The 17707-nt window shown below is 50.8% G+C and carries 16 protein-coding genes; all 16 read left to right on the top strand.

What is annotated here, in order from left to right; translation table 11 throughout:
• The first annotated feature begins 83 nt into the window (after positions 1-83).
• The 16 genes from BN6471_RS09990 (at position 84) to purH (ending at position 17693) form a co-directional block, all read left to right on the top strand.
• Positions 84-551, top strand: coding sequence for a CtsR family transcriptional regulator (locus BN6471_RS09990; protein ID WP_066648455.1), 468 nt, complete (start codon positions 84-86; stop codon positions 549-551).
• Position 552: 1 nt separating this feature from the next.
• On the top strand, positions 553-1044 hold the full coding sequence (locus BN6471_RS09985) for a UvrB/UvrC motif-containing protein (protein ID WP_066648452.1): 492 nt from the start codon (positions 553-555) through the stop codon (positions 1042-1044).
• 147 nt (positions 1045-1191) lie between these two features.
• The gene (locus tag BN6471_RS09980) at positions 1192-3621 is read left to right on the top strand and encodes an ATP-dependent Clp protease ATP-binding subunit (protein WP_330384476.1); all 2430 of its coding nucleotides are present in this window, start codon (positions 1192-1194) and stop codon (positions 3619-3621) included.
• Between the two features lie 95 nt (positions 3622-3716).
• On the top strand, positions 3717-4820 hold the full coding sequence (locus BN6471_RS09975) for an MraY family glycosyltransferase (RefSeq protein WP_066648450.1): 1104 nt from the start codon (positions 3717-3719) through the stop codon (positions 4818-4820).
• A 39-nt stretch (positions 4821-4859) separates the two neighbouring features.
• Entirely contained in the window at positions 4860-5357 is a 498-nt protein-coding gene (locus tag BN6471_RS09970) for a hypothetical protein (protein ID WP_066648448.1), read from the top strand.
• Between the two features lie 36 nt (positions 5358-5393).
• Positions 5394-6842, top strand: coding sequence for an IMP dehydrogenase (guaB, locus tag BN6471_RS09965; RefSeq protein WP_330384475.1), 1449 nt, complete (start codon positions 5394-5396; stop codon positions 6840-6842).
• Positions 6843-7649: an adenine nucleotide alpha-hydrolase family protein gene (locus tag BN6471_RS09960; protein ID WP_066648442.1), complete on the top strand. Its 807-nt coding sequence runs from the start codon at positions 6843-6845 to the stop codon at positions 7647-7649. It abuts the gene before it with no gap.
• Positions 7646-9178: a glutamine-hydrolyzing GMP synthase gene (guaA, locus tag BN6471_RS09955; protein WP_066648437.1), complete on the top strand. Its 1533-nt coding sequence runs from the start codon at positions 7646-7648 to the stop codon at positions 9176-9178. Before BN6471_RS09960 ends, guaA begins: the two co-directional genes overlap by 4 nt.
• Positions 9179-9695: 517 nt before the next feature.
• A complete protein-coding gene (locus tag BN6471_RS13330) occupies positions 9696-10112 on the top strand; it encodes a DUF3795 domain-containing protein (protein ID WP_066648432.1) in 417 nt (138 codons plus the stop codon).
• A gap of 162 nt (positions 10113-10274) precedes the next feature.
• Positions 10275-11732, top strand: coding sequence for an NCS2 family permease (locus BN6471_RS09945; RefSeq protein WP_066648430.1), 1458 nt, complete (start codon positions 10275-10277; stop codon positions 11730-11732).
• Positions 11733-11825: 93 nt separating this feature from the next.
• Positions 11826-12311, top strand: coding sequence for a 5-(carboxyamino)imidazole ribonucleotide mutase (gene purE / locus BN6471_RS09940; RefSeq protein ID WP_066648427.1), 486 nt, complete (start codon positions 11826-11828; stop codon positions 12309-12311).
• 1 nt (position 12312) lies between these two features.
• A complete protein-coding gene (gene purC / locus BN6471_RS09935) occupies positions 12313-13020 on the top strand; it encodes a phosphoribosylaminoimidazolesuccinocarboxamide synthase (RefSeq protein WP_066648424.1) in 708 nt (235 codons plus the stop codon).
• A 3-nt stretch (positions 13021-13023) separates the two neighbouring features.
• Positions 13024-14481, top strand: a complete 1458-nt coding sequence (gene purF / locus BN6471_RS09930) for an amidophosphoribosyltransferase (RefSeq protein ID WP_066648422.1) — start codon at positions 13024-13026, stop codon at positions 14479-14481.
• A gap of 26 nt (positions 14482-14507) precedes the next feature.
• On the top strand, positions 14508-15521 hold the full coding sequence (gene purM / locus BN6471_RS09925) for a phosphoribosylformylglycinamidine cyclo-ligase (RefSeq protein ID WP_066648420.1): 1014 nt from the start codon (positions 14508-14510) through the stop codon (positions 15519-15521).
• Positions 15515-16135, top strand: coding sequence for a phosphoribosylglycinamide formyltransferase (gene purN / locus BN6471_RS09920; protein WP_066648413.1), 621 nt, complete (start codon positions 15515-15517; stop codon positions 16133-16135). The genes purM and purN overlap by 7 nt, the downstream gene beginning before the upstream one ends.
• Positions 16136-16151: 16 nt before the next feature.
• Positions 16152-17693 (top strand): bifunctional phosphoribosylaminoimidazolecarboxamide formyltransferase/IMP cyclohydrolase, encoded by a 1542-nt coding sequence (purH, locus tag BN6471_RS09915; protein WP_066648411.1) that lies wholly within the window; start codon positions 16152-16154, stop codon positions 17691-17693.
• The last annotated feature ends 14 nt before the right edge of the window (positions 17694-17707 follow it).

Below are 17707 nucleotides of genomic sequence, written 5' to 3'. Positions count from 1 at the left end.
TTTAAAGAAACTGTTTACAATAAAAAAATTTCGGTTATAATAAATATGAAGGTCAAAGAAAGTCAAAGAAAGGAGGCGCGAATATGTCGGTATTGAGCGATCATATTGAGGATTTCATCAAGGAACTATTGATGGAGGACGAAGGAATGGCGGAGCTGCAGCGCAATGAGCTTGCGCAGCGTTTTCATTGCGCGCCCTCCCAGATCAATTACGTCCTGACTACAAGGTTTTCCCCAAACCGGGGTTACATTACGCAGTCAAGGCGGGGCGGAGGCGGCTATATCCGTGTCATCCAGCTCGATGTGGATGAAAGCGAGTATATCAGCGATATCATCGATGAAAAGCTGCAGGGAGGCATAGGCATGCGCCAGGCGGCAGAGCTTGTGGAAGGCATGCGGGAAACGGGACTGATCGATAAAAAGTCGAAAAACCTGATCCTGGCGGCAATATCGGATAAGGCGCTATGTGTACCGGGTGAAATAAGGAATGAACTACGGTCATGTATTTTAAGGGAAATTTTGATATCAACACTTTTAAAGGAGGACGATTGATATGTTATGTGATAAATGTAAACAAAGGGAAGCGAATGTACATATACAGCAGAGTGTGAACGGCGTCACTACGGAACGGAACCTGTGCAGCGAGTGTGCGAGCAAAGAGCCGGGCTTGATGAATGCGTTCTCACCGGAAAGTTTTTTTGGGGATTTGTTTGAAACGAGCTTATTGAAGCGCGGTTCCGGCAGGCTTAGCAATATGTTTGGTATGGGCAGCCTGTTAGGAGGCGTTTCGGCAGCGCCGCGGGATCGGCGCAGTATGGAATTTGATGACGTCGGCGGCCCGCTTGTGGGCGGGATCGAATTGCCGGAAATCAACCTCGGTAAGCCGGAACCTGCAGACACAAAAGAACAGGCGACAAAAAAGGCCGATGATTTGAAGGCGCAGCTCCAAGCGGCGATTGAGGCAGAAGATTTTGAAAAAGCCGCAGAACTAAGGGATAAGATCCGCGCAAAAGAAGCGGGTAATAAAGAAGGGAAAACCGATTAATAAGGTTGTTTAGGACAGGCTGGTTCGTTTACATTAGTAACAAAGCAAAGAAAGGCCAGCAACGATTGGCGTGCCGTTTGCCGGAAAAACGGCAGCTGCCGTATCCCGGGACGATAAGGCGATACGGCAGAGTTTAGGAGGATTATTATGAGCAATATGTCTGGATTCACCGCAGGCGCGCAGGAAGCCGTAAATAAGGCGGCGCAATTTGCCAGCGGGATGGGAGAAAATTATGTAGGAACGGAGCACCTTTTGTTGGGGCTTGTCCTAGAAGGCGGTACGGCTGCGGAAATTTTGGAAAAGCAGGGTATCAACGAAAGGAACGCAAGGGAATATATCGAATCCGTTTCGGTTGACGGCGGTTATGGAAATCCGCAGGTCATGGGATATACGCCCCGTACGAAAAAAATCATTGAAATGAGTGTGGCGTTTTCGCGCCAATTAGGACAGAATTTTGTGGGCACGGAGCATATGCTGCTCGCGCTTATCAACGAGAGGGAAAGCATGGGGTTCCGTATGCTGCATGACCTGAATGCGGATATGGCGGCAATGCAGCAGGAAATCCTCGCGATTGCGCAGGGTGCTCCTTCTGCCGGGGAAGAAAAGACAAAATCCCCTACGCCCAAGCTTGACAAGTTTGGACGCGACCTGACGCTCGCGGCCAAAAACAACGAGCTTGACCCTGTGATCGGCAGGGCCGGGGAGATCGAACGTATCATCCAGATCCTCAGCCGGAGAACGAAAAACAATCCTGTGCTGATCGGTGAACCGGGCGTCGGTAAATCGGCGATCGCGGAAGGCCTGGCGCAAAAGATCGTGGAAGGCAATATCCCGGATATGCTGAAAAACAAGCGTGTCGTCATGCTTGATTTGGCAGGGATGCTGGCCGGCTCCAAGTTCAGGGGCGAATTTGAAGAACGTTTAAAGGATGCGCTTGACGAATTGCAGCAGGACGGCAATGTGATCCTGTTCATCGACGAGCTGCATACGCTGATTGGCGCCGGCGCGGCCGAAGGCGCAATGGATGCGGCAAATATCTTAAAACCGATGCTTGCACGCGGCGAGATCCAGGTGATCGGCGCTACGACGATCGACGAATACAGGAAGCATATAGAAAAGGATGCGGCACTGGAACGCAGGTTCCAGCCGGTCAATGTGGGGGAGCCTACGCCGGATGAAGCGCTGCAGATTTTGGAAGGATTGCGTGACCGCTATGAAGCGCACCATAAGGTGACGATCACCGATGAAGCGCTGAAGGCGGCAGTCGACCTTTCGACGCGCTATATCATGGACAGGTTTTTGCCGGACAAGGCGATCGACCTGATCGACGAGGCGGCCTCCAAGGTGAGGATTTCGATGTTTACTTCGCCGCCGGATCTGCGCGAGCTGGAAGAAAAGCTGGAAGAGATCGGCAAGGAAAAAGAAAACGCGATTGCGCATGAGGACTTTGAAAAAGCAGCCAAACTGCGTGATGAGGAAGCGGATACCAAACGCGACATCGAGCATTGTTCGGAAGAATGGCGCAAGGCTGTTGCCAAGGAAAAGGGGATTGTGACCGAAGAGGATATTGCACAGATCATTTCGAGCTGGACACATGTGCCTGTGAGTAAGCTGACAGAGGATGAAAGCAAAAAGCTGCTGAAACTTGAAGGTATGCTGCATGAGCGCGTGATCGGCCAGGACGAAGCGGTGACGGCAGTCGCCAAGGCGATCCGCCGTGCGCGTGCAGGCCTTAAAGACCCCAACCGGCCCATTGGTTCGTTCATCTTCCTGGGGCCTACAGGCGTCGGAAAAACGGAGCTTACAAAAGCACTGGCTGCATCGATGTTTGGTGATGAGAACGCGATGATCCGCCTTGATATGTCGGAATATATGGAGAAGCACAGCGTATCCAAGCTGGTTGGTTCGCCTCCGGGATATGTCGGTTATGATGAAGGCGGCCAGCTGACGCAGGCAGTACGGACAAAACCGTATTCGGTCGTGTTGTTTGACGAGATCGAAAAAGCGCATCCGGATGTATTTAACATCCTGCTGCAGGTTTTGGAAGACGGCAGGCTGACGGACTCCAAAGGCCGTACCGTAGACTTTAAGAATACGATCATCATTATGACTTCCAATGTAGGCGCGCATGAGATCGCCAAGAGCAAGATCGGGTTTACGAACGGCGATGAGGCTGATATGGAGCAGCTCAAAGAATATGATGAGATGAAGGAGCGCATGATGGAGGCGTTAAAAGAGACGTTCCGTCCGGAGTTCCTCAACAGGATCGACGATATCATCGTGTTCCACAAGCTGACGGAAAAGGATACGCAGCAGATCGCAGAGCTGATGCTGGGTAGCGTGGTCAAGAGGCTGCAGGACAGGGAAATCGACCTTACCTATACGAAGGACGCTGCAAAGCTGATGGCCAAAGACGGTATGAGCGACCAGTATGGTGCGAGACCGCTGCGCCGGATGATCCAGCAGACGGTAGAGGACAAACTCTCGGAGGAGATCCTTGCCGGCAAGATCCAGATCGGCGATAAAGTAAAGATGTTCGTTGAAAACGGAGATGTTGCATTTAAAAAAGAAAGTTGATATAATGTAACAAAGTTCAAGTGCGGCAAAGCGCAAGCTTTGCCGCTCTTGTAATATTTTAATCTTGATATCTACGAAAGGACCTTGGGATTCGAATGGAATTACGCAGCGGTTTGTTGATCCTGATAGCGTTTCTGTTTACGTTTTTCATGACGTATACGACAACGCCGCTCGTCCGTAAATTTTCGATCAAGGTCGGCGCAGTGGATATTCCAAAAGATAATAGAAGGATGCATAGCAAGCCGATCCCAACGATGGGGGGGCTTGCTATATTTGTTGCCTTTGCCTTTGGGGTGATGGCTTTTGTGCCGCTTGATTCCACTTATGTCGGCTTGCTCCTCGGCGCCCTTATGATCACCATCATGGGCATGTTTGACGATATTTATGACCTGAAGGCGTGGATCAAGCTGTTGGTACAGATCGGCGCGGCATTGGTCGTGTGCTTTTCGGGAATCGTCATCAAGCAGGTGACGCTTTTTGACCAGATTATATATTTTGGGAACTGGGCGATCCCGATCACAGTGCTGTGGATCGTAGCGATCACCAATACGATCAACCTGATCGATGGGCTCGACGGGCTTGCCTGCGGGATATCCGCGATTTCTTCCCTGGCACTTCTGGCCGTGTCGCTGCTTTCCGCTGGGAATCCGACGGTCACCGTGATCGCGGCTGTTTTGGCTGGTTCGTGCCTGGGCTTCCTGCCTTACAACCTGAACCCGGCAAAAATATTCATGGGCGACGTCGGTGCTACGTTCCTTGGTTTTGTGCTCTCGGTGATTTCCATCCAAGGCTTCTTCAAGGTGAATGCGGTGGTTTCGTTTGTGATCCCGTTCCTTGTATTGGGCCTGCCGATTTTTGATACGTTATTTGCGATTATCCGCCGGGTATTCAAAGGGCAAAGTCCTTTCCATGCGGACAGGAAACACCTGCACCACCGGTTGGTGGACATGGGTATGAACCAAAAGCAGTCCGTTGTTTTGCTATACGCTATTTCCGCGCTGCTTGCAATTTCGGCAATTTTATTTGCAGAAAGAATGTTTGGCGCGGCGGTGATCGTGTTGGTCGTATCATTTGTGATCGGATGTATCAACTGGTTTTCCATGAAGAGGGATCATATCGAGATGCTTGAGAAGCTGGACGCGGAAGCAAGCGAGGAAGAGCAAGCAAAAAAAACAGAAGAGAAAAAGCCGCAAGCATAACTATGCCATGCGGTTTTTTGATAGGGGTGCTGTGAACGAATGAAGGGCTGCGAAGACAAAACCTGCCTTTATGGGGGCGAAACGGTGTGTAAAGACCACCCGCAGATCAGGCTGCGCGGGGAGATAGACAGCTTGCTTGCTTATGCCGTGTATGCGCTTGCATTTGCAAAAGAGCGGGGCGATCGCCAAGCGGCGGACGATTTGCGGGATGTTGTACGCGTGATACGCGATCTCATGCGCGCGGAAGCATGCGCTGTGCCGTTGGAACTTAACGGTATGATTGGGCTCACGCTTGACGAACTGCAGGACTACTCTTATCATCCCCAGCAATATTTAGGCGCCGGGCATGTGTTCCCGGATGAAAATTCGGACATGATGTTTGCCGTCCTCAACCTGCTGCGGACGAAAGTCAGGCAGGCGGAGCGCATCTGCATTGCCGCAGGGCTCGGCGCATATGCGAACGCAAGCATCCAAAAGGGATTGAACCGGCTGTCCTCTGCTGTGTATATTATTATGCTCAAGCATAGTATGAAATAATTAAATGGAACGAATCGAAGAAAGGGAGAAATGTTTATGAAGATTACGCAGGGATTAACATTTGATGACGTGCTGCTGAAGCCGAAGAAGAGCGATGTGGTACCGAACGAGGTTGATGTTTCCACCTACCTGACCCCTAGGATCAAGCTGAACATTCCAATCATGAGCGCCGCTATGGATACGGTTACGGAAAGCGGCCTTGCGATTGCGATCGCACGTGAAGGCGGTATGGGTATCATTCACAAAAACATGTCCATTGACAAACAGGCGGAAAACGTCGACAAGGTAAAAAGAAGCGAACACGGCGTCATTACGGATCCGTTTTTTCTTTCGCCGGATCACAGTGTTTCGGATGCGGATCAGCTGATGGGGCGTTATAAGATATCAGGCGTGCCGATTGTAGAACCGGATGGAAAACTCGTGGGGATCATCACCAACCGGGATATGCGTTTTGAAACGGATTATTCACGCAAGGTAAGCGAAGTGATGACGAAGGATCATCTGATCACGGCACCGATCGGTACGACACTCGACGAGGCGCAGGATATTTTAAGGAAATATAAAATCGAAAAGCTCCCGCTCGTGGATGACAACGGAAAGCTGATGGGGCTGATCACGATCAAGGATATCGAAAAAGCGATCCAGTACCCGATGTCCGCAAAAGACAGCGGCGGCAGGCTGCTGGTAGGCGCCGCCGTTGGTACGGGCAGCGGAACATTGGAACGTGTGGAAGCATTGGTAGCGGCAAAGGTAGATGTGATTGCGGTCGATACGGCGCATGGCCACCAGCAAAATGTCCTTCATATCGTGGAGAAGATACGCAATAAATTCCCGGAGATCGATATCATCGCAGGAAATTGTGCGACAAAGGAAGCGGTGCATGACCTGATTTCCGCAGGCGCGACGTGTGTGAAAGTAGGGATCGGCCCAGGTTCGATCTGTACGACGCGTGTGGTAGCAGGGATCGGCGTACCGCAGCTTTCGGCAGTGATCGAATGTGCGGAAGAAGCGGCGAAAAGCGGCAATAAGATCATTGCCGACGGCGGTATTAAATACAGCGGGGATATTACAAAAGCGATCGCGGGCGGCGCGGCAGCCGTCATGATCGGCAGCTTGTTCGCCGGGACAAAGGAAAGCCCGGGAGAAATGGAAATTTACCAGGGAAGAAGTTTTAAGGTGTACCGCGGTATGGGCTCCGTATCGGCGATGCAGCAGGGCAGCGCAGACCGTTACTTCCAGGAAGGGTCACAAAAACTGGTTCCGGAAGGCGTAGAGGGCCGTGTACCGTTCAAGGGGCCGCTTGCAGAAACAACATACCAGATGGTCGGCGGTTTAAAGTCCGGCATGGGTTATTGCGGTGCGAAGGACATAGAAACGCTGCAAAAGAACGCCGAATTCATCCAGATCACAGGCGCAGGGCTTTTGGAAAGCCATCCGCATGATATCAGTATCACGAAGGAAGCGCCGAATTACAGTGCGCAGTAAATGAACGGGCCACAGCAGGATTTCAGCAGACTAGTCGCATATATGGAAGAATATCCGTACGCGGCCCTTGCGTTTTCCGGTGGAACCGCATCCGCATTGCTGGTGTGCGCCCTTTATGAGTCGCATGGAAAAGGTGCGCCGCTGCTGACGGCTAATACACCGTTTTTTACGCAGGAAGAAATTTACCGTGTGCACGAAGTACTGGATGATTTTCCCAAAATGCGCAGTGAGCGCGTGGCGATGCCGGAGCTGCTTGCTGTGCGGGAAATCATCGGGGCATCGGCAAAAAAACGCTGTGAAGTGTGTGCATGCGAAATCTCAAAAAGATTGTTTTACGCGGCGCAGGGGGTTGGCGCGCAGGTTTTGTTCGACGGAAAGGCGGCAGGAGCCCACAGCTGCACGATCTTAGCTGGAAGCGTCCGTGAGGTGCAAGCGATCAGTCCGCTGTTGGAGCTCGGATATACACGGCAGGATGTAGAGGCCATGTTGCGCGCGATCGGAAGGACATATTACATTCGGCCGGCAAATGGCTGCCTGGCGTGCCGCTTTGCACCAGGCGTAGACATCGACGCGCAAAAGCTGGATTTCATTGAAGAAGCGGAAAAGTATATCAGGCGGTATACGCGCAGCAGGATGCAAGTGCACATGGAAAAAAATTGCGTTCAGGTGATGGCGGAGGAACTGTTACAGGACAGTCAAAAACAAGATGTCGCGGATCGCCTTCTCCTGCAAGGGAAGGAACTGGGCATCTCGCATATTATTATCGACGACGGACTGAAATCATTTTGGAGGGATGCAGATAGATGAGGGAAACAATCATTGTGCTGGATTTTGGCGGGCAGTATAACCAGCTGATCGCACGCAGGGTGCGCGAAGCGCATGTTTATGCTGAATTGCTGCCATACCAGACAAGCGCGGAGACAATCAAAGACAAGAAGCCAATTGGAATTATTTTTACAGGCGGCCCCAAAAGTGTATATGAGGAAGGCGCGCCGGTTTGTGATACGGAAATATTCAATCTTGGCATCCCGATCCTGGGCATATGTTATGGAAGCCAGCTGCTTTCCATGAAGCTGGGCGGGCATGTCGCTTCGGCACCGGCGGGGGAATACGGACAAACGAACATCACGTATAGTGCGGAAAATGTGCTGTTGCAGGATATGGAAAAAGAATCCGTATGCTGGATGAGTCATATGGATTACATCGACAGGGCGCCGGAAGGATTTGCTATATTGGCAAGAACGGCCTCCTGCCCGGTGGCAGCCTTTGGAAACGACGAAAAGAAAATATACGGCGTGCAGTTTCATCCGGAGGTGCAGCACACGGTAAACGGACAAAGTATATTGGAGCATTTTTTATTTGATATATGCGGTGCAAAAGGAGATTGGGATATGAATGATTATGCAAAACAGTCGATCGAAGCGATTCGTGAGAAGGTAGGGGACAAGAAGGTATTGCTGGCCCTGTCGGGCGGTGTGGACAGTTCCGTATGCGCGGTGCTGCTCCATAAGGCGATCGGCAAAAACCTGACATGCGTCTTTGTGGACACCGGCCTCATGCGCAAGTATGAGCCCGAAGAAGTAGAGAACGTATTCAAAAAGCAGTTCGATATGAATCTTGTGCACGTCAAGGCGGAGCAGCGCTTTTTGGAGAAACTCGCAGGCGTTACGGAGCCGGAAAAGAAGCGTAAGATCATTGGCGAAGAGTTTATCCGTGTGTTCGAGGAAGAAGCGAAAAAGATCGGCAAGGTGCATTTCCTGGCACAAGGAACGATTTATCCCGATGTTGTGGAAAGCGGCGTGGGCGATGCAGCGCTTATCAAGAGCCACCACAATGTTGGCGGACTGCCGGATCATGTTGATTTTGAAGAAATCATTGAACCGCTGCGCGAGCTCTTTAAAGATGAAGTGCGCGAGCTGGGCGAAGAATTGGGATTGCCGCGCCACATGGTGTGGCGCCAGCCGTTCCCGGGCCCGGGACTTGCGATCCGCGTGATTGGCGAAATCACAAAAGAAAAGCTTGATCTCTTGCGCGACGTAGACTTTATCTTCCGCGACGAAATCGCAAAAGCGGAACTGGATGAAAAAATCTGGCAGTACTTTGCTGTGCTGACCGATATGCGCTCTGTGGGCGTAATGGGTGACGAGAGAACCTACGATTACACAGTTGCCCTGCGCGGCGTAACGAGCGTGGATGCGATGACGGCGGACTGGGCGCGCATACCGTACGACGTACTGGGTGTGATTTCCAACCGCATTATCAACGAGGTACCGCACATCAACCGTATTGTGTATGACATTACGAGCAAGCCGCCGGCAACGATTGAGTGGGAGTAAGGTTTTTGGCTTAACCATGCTGGTTTGAGCCGGACGGCGTTTGAGTGGGAATAGCATATTTTTTCAAAAAATAGGTGGTAATCATGACCACCTATTTTATATTTTTGGAGGTGTTATTCCCAATGGAAAAACAGACGAAAGAACCACAGGTAACGAGAAGGAAAGAATTATCGGAAGATAATGTGCCTGCCGCATTATTAAGTTAATGAGCGCATATATCACGCTTGAAATGTAAAGCGAAGAACATAGTAAAATGCCGAATAAAGTAAAGAAAATTAGAATATACACTGGTCGTTATTTATTTTCTAAATGAGTTTTGTATGCTATACTAAAAAGCAGCATCGACAATACATTTATATGAGGGATCAAAATCAGAAATTGAAGGTAGCAAAGAAAATACTGATCCAGATGTTGTTTTAGTTCGCGTATCTTCTTTCCGAACACTGAAAGCAGCATATCTTAACTATTTTCTGATATTGGGCAGTTTATTGATATTGATGGAAGGGAAGCGTTCACCATGAAAATGCCGGAAACAATCGATCCCAATATGCTTGCACCCTGCGGAATGAACTGTATGGTCTGTTATAAGCATTGTGATTCCCCAAAACCATGTGTGGGTTGTTTCTCAGTGAAGGAATACAAGCCGCCGCATTGCCGAAAATGCAAAATCAAGGACTGTATCAGGGAAAAAGGTATTTCGTATTGCTTTATGTGCGAAGAACATCCCTGTGCCGTAATCAAAAGGTTGGAAAAGGGCTATCGGACGAAATACCAAACGAGCCTGATCGAAAATAGTAAAGTGGCAAAGAAGAGTGGAGTGGAGAACTTTATGCGACAGCAGCAAGCTAAATATACCTGCAGCGTGTGCGGTGGTATTATTTCACTGCATGATGCAATGTGCAGCGAATGTCACGCAAAAAAACTGGATAAATAAAGGAATTCAGTTATTTCGCCTGTACAATAGTTCGTAATAATACGAACTATTAATTCGATAATCATATAATAATTCGTATTAATATTGCGGCCATGCCTTTAATTTAGTATGATACCTATATGAGTTTTTATACTTATATATTCTAATTGTAGGAGGTATCATATGGAAAAGTTTTTTAAACTCAAAGAGAATGGCACAAAAGCTTCAACCGAAGTCATTGCCGGTTTTACAACGTTCTTTGCGATGTCTTACATCATCTTTGTAAACCCGAGCATCCTTTCGGCGACAGGCATGCCTTCTCAGGCGGTATTCTTGGCAACGATCATTGCAGCGGCGATCGGCACGCTCGTAATGGGACTGTTTGCAAATGTACCGTACGCACAGGCTCCCGGTATGGGTCTCAATGCGTTCTTTACCTACACGGTATGCTTCGCACTTGGCTTTACCTGGCAGCAGGCGCTTGCTATGGTATTCATCTGTGGTATCGTAAACATTGTGATTACGGTGACCAAACTTAGAAAAGCAATCATCAAATCTATTCCGGAATCCTTGCAAAACGCGATTGGCGGCGGTATTGGTATCTTTGTAGCCTATATCGGTATCAAGAATGCTGGCATCATCCAATTCACATCCGATCCGGGTACGATCATGTCCATCAATGGCGCGCCGTTTGCGGCGGATGCGGCCTACTCGGGAATCACGAGCGTGGTTTCTTCGGGCGGTGCGGTTCCGGCATTGGTCACCTTCAATTCACCGGCAGTTATTCTCGCTATTATTGGTATCGTTCTGACGATCATCCTGTTGGTTGCAAAGGTGAAAGGCGCGATCCTCATCGGCATCATCGCGACAACAGTGATCGGTATCCCGATGGGCGTAGTTGACCTTTCTACAGTAAATTTCGCTGCGGACAGCTTAAGCGCTTCTTTCCAGGATCTCGGCACGACCTTTGGTGCCGCCTTCGGGCCGGAGGGGATGCAAACGCTGTTTGCAGATCCGGATAAGATACTCATGGTCATTATGACGATCTTTGCCTTCAGTATATCGGATACCTTCGATACGATCGGCACGTTCATCGGAACGGGCCGCAGGAGCGGCATCTTCAGTGCGGATGACATGAAGATGATGGAAACGAGCAAGGGATTCAAATCCAAAATGGATAAAGCCCTTTTCGCAGATGCGATCGCTACATCCGTAGGCGCTGTATTCGGGACATCCAATACGACAACTTACGTGGAGAGCGCGGCGGGTATCGGCGCAGGCGGGCGTACAGGACTAACCAGTGTAGTTACGGCGCTCATCTTCCTGGCGTGTATGTTCCTGGCGCCGGTCATGGGCATCGTGCCTTCCCAGGCAACCGCCCCGGCGCTTATTGCGGTCGGTATCATGATGATGGCAGCCTTCAAGGACATCAAGTGGGGGGACTTCGAAGAAGCGGTTCCTGCCTTCTTCGCGGGCGTGTTCATGGCGCTTTGCTACAGCATCTCTTACGGTATCGCAGCAGGCTTCCTGTTCTACTGCATCGTTAAGATCATTCGCGGTAAGGCAAAAGAGCTGCACCCGATCCTGATCGTGGCTACCATCCTGTTCGTCCTGAACTTCATTGTACTGGCCCTGATCTAAAAGAATATGTAAGTGGAGAGTTGAGCCGGCTATATGCCGGCTCAATCCTTCCACAGCTATTGATCAAGTTCTGAATTTAAAGGAGAGACAAAAATGAAAGTTGCAGTGATTATGGGTTCCAAAAGCGACCTGCCGGTATTGAAGCCGACGATCGATACGTTGAAGGATTTCGGTATTGAGGTGGAAGCGCATGTGATGTCTGCGCACCGTACGCCCGAACTGGCGGCGGATTTTGCGAAAAATGCAAAGGACAATAGTGTTGAAGTAATCATTGCCGCAGCCGGAAAGGCTGCCCATCTGGCCGGTGTTATCGCCGGACACAGTATTCTCCCCGTGATTGGATTGCCGATCAAGTCCTCTACGATGGACGGGCTGGATTCCCTGCTTTCTACCGTGCAGATGCCCGAGGGGATCCCGGTGGCTACCGTAGCCATCAATGGCGGTAAAAACGCCGCTTTACTGGCAGTGCAGATTCTCGCATTGAAATATGATACTTTAAGCGATTTATTATATAAATTTAAAGAAGACATGCAGCTCAAGGTTGTGGCTGCGGACGCTGAACTCAAGGAGGAGCTATAAGATGAAAAAAACAGAACAGTTATACGAAGGAAAGGCAAAAAAGGTTTTCAAGACAGACGATCCGGATTATGTGATCGTTGATTATAAAGACGATGCTACGGCCTTTAACGGATTGAAAAAGGGTACGATCGTAGGAAAAGGCGTTGTGAACAACAAAGTCTCGAACCATATGTTCAAGATGCTTGAAAAACAGGGGATCCCGACACATTTTGTAGAGGAGCTTTCCGACCGTGAAACGGTTGTAAAAAGCGTTTCTATCGTCCCGGTCGAAGTCATTGTCAGGAACATCGCCGCCGGCAGCATTTCCAAAAGGTTAGGCATCCCGGAAGGGACAAAGCTGAAATCCACGGTACTGGAATACAGCTATAAGGACGACGACCTCGGCGACCCGATGATCAACGATTACCACATCTACGCGATGGACTTGGCGACGCCGGAGGAAATGGCAAAGATAGCGGAATATTCCTTCAAAGTCAATGATATCATGACGGAATACTTAAAACAGTTCGGAATCGAGCTCATCGACTTCAAACTGGAATATGGCCGTTTCAAAGGCGACATTATCCTGGCAGATGAAATCTCACCGGATACCTGCCGCTTTTGGGATTCCAAAACAGGCGAAAAGCTGGATAAAGACCGTTTCCGCCAGGATCTTGGGAACGTCGAGGATGCGTACCAGGAGATACTGCATCGCCTGATGGGAGAATAAAGTATGCTTCTTGCACCAAACGCGCAATATGAACGTTGGAAGCCTGCGGACGACATTATGCCGGAGGAATGTGGTGTGTTCGGTATCTTTATGAACGATCGCCATTACGATCCGGCGGAAGCGGCCTATCTGGGGCTTTATGCCCTGCAGCACAGGGGGCAGGAGAGCGCCGGTATTGCGGTAACGGATGGAAAGTGCGTGAAGCAGCATAAAGGTATGGGCCTTTGCTCAGAAGTTTTTAAGGACAATCTGGACAAGCTGCTGGGCGGCCATATCGCCATTGGGCACGTTCGTTATTCTACGACGGGCGAAAGCAAAGGCGAGAACGCACAACCGCTGGTGATATCCTACCGCGGCGGCAAGCTTTCCCTGGCGCATAACGGGAACCTGATCAACAGTACCACGCTGCGGGAAAAGATGGAGGAGGAGGGGACGGTTTTCCAAACATCTCTGGATACGGAGGTGATGGCCAACCTGATCGCCAAATACTCAAAACGCGGCCTGTTGAATGCGATATCTGCTATGATGAAGGTCGTGAAGGGATCCTACGCGTTGATGATCATGACGCAGGATGAGCTTGTCGCTGTGCGTGATCCGCTTGGGATTCGTCCGTTGGCACTTGGAAAGCTGGACGACAATTACATCGTGGCATCGGAGTCGTGCGCTTTTGACGCTATAGATGCCGAGTTTGTGCGGGATGTCCGCCCGGGAGAGATCATCGTGGTCAACAAGGACGGCCTGAAATCCTATCAGGCGCAGTCATCGATGGAAACGGCCCTTTGCGTTTTTGAATACGTATATTTTGCCCGCCCTGATTCGGACATCGACGGTATCAGCGTATACCGTTCGCGTGAAAATATGGGAACGCGGCTGGCGCAGGCTTTTCCGATCGATGCGGATCTTGTCAGCGATGTGCCGGATTCGGCAACTCCGGCGGCGTCCGGCTATGCGGCGGAATCAGGCATTCCCTATGCGAAGGCTTTATCAAAGAATCGATACGTAGGCAGGACGTTTATCCAGCCGTCGCAGGCGCTTAGGGAACGCGGCGTCAAGCTGAAACTGAACGCTATGAAACGGAATGTTCATGGGAAGCGCCTGATCCTGATCGACGATTCTATCGTGCGCGGAACGACGAGCCGGAAGATCGTGGAGATGCTGAGGCTGGCAGGCGCGCGGGAAGTGCATATGCTTATCAGTTCACCGCCCGTTATTTGCCCGTGCTTCTTCGGTATCGATACGCCGTCGCACGATCAATTGATCGGGTCAAAGAACTCAGTGGAAGAAATACGCCGGATCATCGGCGCGGATACGCTTCATTATTTGTCGATCGGCGATTTGCTGAAAACAGTGGAAGGAGCCGGATGCAACTTTTGTACCGGATGCTTTGACGGGCATTATCCCATTGATATGAAAAGAGCATTGGAAGAAACGGAAGCGGTTGAACTGTCCGGTATAGAATAGGACGGTAACTGGAAGGAGATAGAAGAATGGCTGTAACATATAAAGACGCCGGCGTTGACGTTGAGCGTGGATATGAAGCTGTAAGGCTGATGAAAGAGCATGTCAAAAAGACGTTTGACGAAAATGTGATCACCGATTTGGGTACGTTTGGAGGCATGTATGATTTAAATAACGGTCAAGTGCTCGTATCCGGAACGGACGGCGTAGGCACGAAGCTGATGGCGGCTTTTGCTACGGGGAAGAACGACACGGTAGGGATCGACTGTGTAGCGATGTGTGCAAACGACGTCGTTTGCCATGGCGCACGTCCTTTGTTCTTCCTGGATTATATTGCTACAGGGGCGCTGGTGCCTGGCGTAGCTGCTGATATCGTGAAAGGGATCGCGGACGGCTGTATGCAATCCGGCTGCGCACTGATCGGTGGTGAAACGGCGGAAATGCCCGGGTTCTATCCGGAAGGGGAATATGACCTGGCAGGTTTTTGCGTTGGTATCGTCAACAAGGATGCTATCATCAACGGTTCTGGCATTACGCCGGGCGACAAGGTGATCGGCCTTGGTTCCACGGGTATCCATTCAAATGGATTTTCCCTTGTCCGTAAGCTTTACGCAATGGATCCTACCTTAAACCAAATACATATCGAAGAAACGGGGACGTCGCTTGGGGAAATGCTGCTGACCCCAACGAGAATATATGTAAAGTCCATCCTTGACCTGATTGGGCAAGTGGATGTAAAAGGGATCGCCCACATCACAGGCGGCGGTTTTTATGAAAACATCCCGCGCATCCTGCCGAAAAATGTGGATGCGAAAATCACGCTGGGCTCGTGGGACATGCCGTATGTGTTTGAAAAACTGATACAGGATGCACAGCTTTCACAAAAGGACGCATACAATACGTTCAATATGGGTGTCGGCATGGTCGTAGTGGTAAGCGCCGACCAGGCTGAAAAGACGATGGAAGCGTTAAAGGCATCCGGCGAAAGGGCCTACCTGATCGGCGAGATCACCGAGGGCAGCGGAGGCGTCGAGCTATGTTAAAGTTCGCTGTCATGGCGTCGGGCGGCGGTACGGATTTCCAGTCGTTGATCGACGCGGTAGAAGCCGGGCAGATATCCGCGGAGATATGCTGCCTGATCGCGGGGAAGCCGGGTATCTACGCGATCACGCGTGCGCAGGACGCAGGGATACCGGTAGCGGTCGTACAAAAAAAGTCTTTTGACAGCATGGAGCGGTTTGACGAAGCAATTTTAAAGACCTTACAGGAATTTGGAGCGGACTTCGTTGTGCTGGCGGGGTATTTGAGCATCATAGGAGAAAAGACGCTGGCCGCTTATCCCAATAAGATCATCAATGTCCATCCCTCGCTCATTCCAAGCTTTTGCGGGATGGGGATGTATGGGAGCAAGGTACACGAAGCGGCGATCGCATATGGCGTAAAGTTTTCCGGCGCTACGGTACACTTTATCGACGGACAGGCCGACACCGGCCCGATCATCATGCAGGCCGTCGTCCCGGTAAGCGAAGGGGATACGCCGCAGGACCTGGCTGCGCGCGTACTTGAGACCGAGCATAAGATCCTTCCGCAGGCAGTCGCTTTGATGGCGGAGGGGAAGCTGGAAACAGAAGGCAGGATCGTTAAAATTTTAAAATAGTTTGGAGGAGAATAAAATGGCGAAAAGAGCATTTTTGAGCGTATTTGACAAAACCGGTGTCGTTGATTTTGCAAAAGGCTTGATTGGCCTGGGCTTTGAAATCCTTTCGACGGGCGGTACACAAAGGGAACTGGAAAACGCAGGCCTTGCGGTGACCAATGTTTCGGAGATCACGGGCTTTCCTGAGTGCCTGGACGGCAGGGTAAAGACGCTGCACCCGAAGATCCACGCAGGGATATTGGCGATGCGTGGAAACGAAGAGCATATGAAGCAGCTAAAAGAGTTGGGCGTGGAAACGATTGATGTGGTCGCGGTGAACCTCTATCCTTTCAAGCAGACGATTTCCCAAGCGGATGTGACGCTGGAAGATGCGATCGAGAATATCGATATCGGCGGGCCGACGATGCTGCGCGCCGCTGCAAAAAACTGGCAGGATGTTGCGGTCGTCGTGGACGCTTCCGATTACCAGAAAGTATTGGATGAACTGAAAGCGGACGGCAGCGTATCGCGGGACACTAAATTTTATTTAAGTGCAAAAGTGTTTGAGAACACCGCGGCGTACGATGCGCTGATCGCACAGTATTTGAGGAAACAGATGGATGTGGAAACGCTGCCTGAAAAGCTTACGCTTACCTATGAAAAACAGCAGGAGATGCGCTATGGCGAAAATCCGCACCAGAAGGCCGCGTTTTACAAGGAGCCGCTGCATGTGGCAGGAAGCCTGGCCAATGCAGAGCAATTGAACGGCAAAGAATTATCCTTCAATAATATCAGCGATGCGGCGGGCGCCCTCGACTGCCTGCGTGAGTTTACAGAGCCGACCGTAGTGGGGGTAAAGCACGCGAACCCATGCGGCGTCGGGAGCGCGGAAACGCTTTATGACGCTTATATGAAGGCATATGAATGTGACCCTGTTTCTATTTTTGGCGGGATCGTGGCCTGCAACCGCGAGATCGACGAAAAAACGGCGAGCCAGATGAGCAAGATATTCTTGGAGATCGTCATTGCGCCATCCTATACGAAGGAGGCGCTGGATATCCTTTGCCAGAAAAAGAACCTGCGCGTTCTGCGCCTGCCGGAGATATCCGCGCCGCTGCCCAAAGATGGGCTGGACACCAAAAAGGTGCTCGGAGGACTTCTGGTACAAGGACTCAACGACAAGATGTTCGACGGGGATTTCAAAGTCGTTACGAAGCGCCAGCCCACGGACGAGGAGCTGGAAAACCTGGAATTCGCATTCAAGGTCGTTAAATATGTGAAGTCCAACGGTATCGCGGTCGCAAAAGGTATGGGAACGCTGGGGATAGGCCCGGGACAGACTAACCGCATATGGGCGGCGGAGATGGCGATCGAAAGAAGCGGCGAGGACGTCAGGGGTGCGGTTTTGGCATCCGACGCTTTCTTCCCCTTTGACGACTGCGTGGAAGTGGCGGCGCAGGCTGGCATTACGGCGATCATCCAGCCGGGCGGTTCGATCCGCGATGAGGATTCCATCAAAAAATGCGACGAGAACGGAATCGCGATGGTATTTACGGGCATTCGCCATTTCAGACACTAGAGGGTAGGATAACG

It is taken from the genome of Christensenella timonensis, from assembly GCF_900087015.1.
Classification (GTDB): domain Bacteria; phylum Bacillota; class Clostridia; order Christensenellales; family Christensenellaceae; genus Christensenella; species Christensenella timonensis.
Note: the sequence above shows the minus strand (reverse complement) of the source record. Positions and strands in the feature narration are given on the sequence as shown.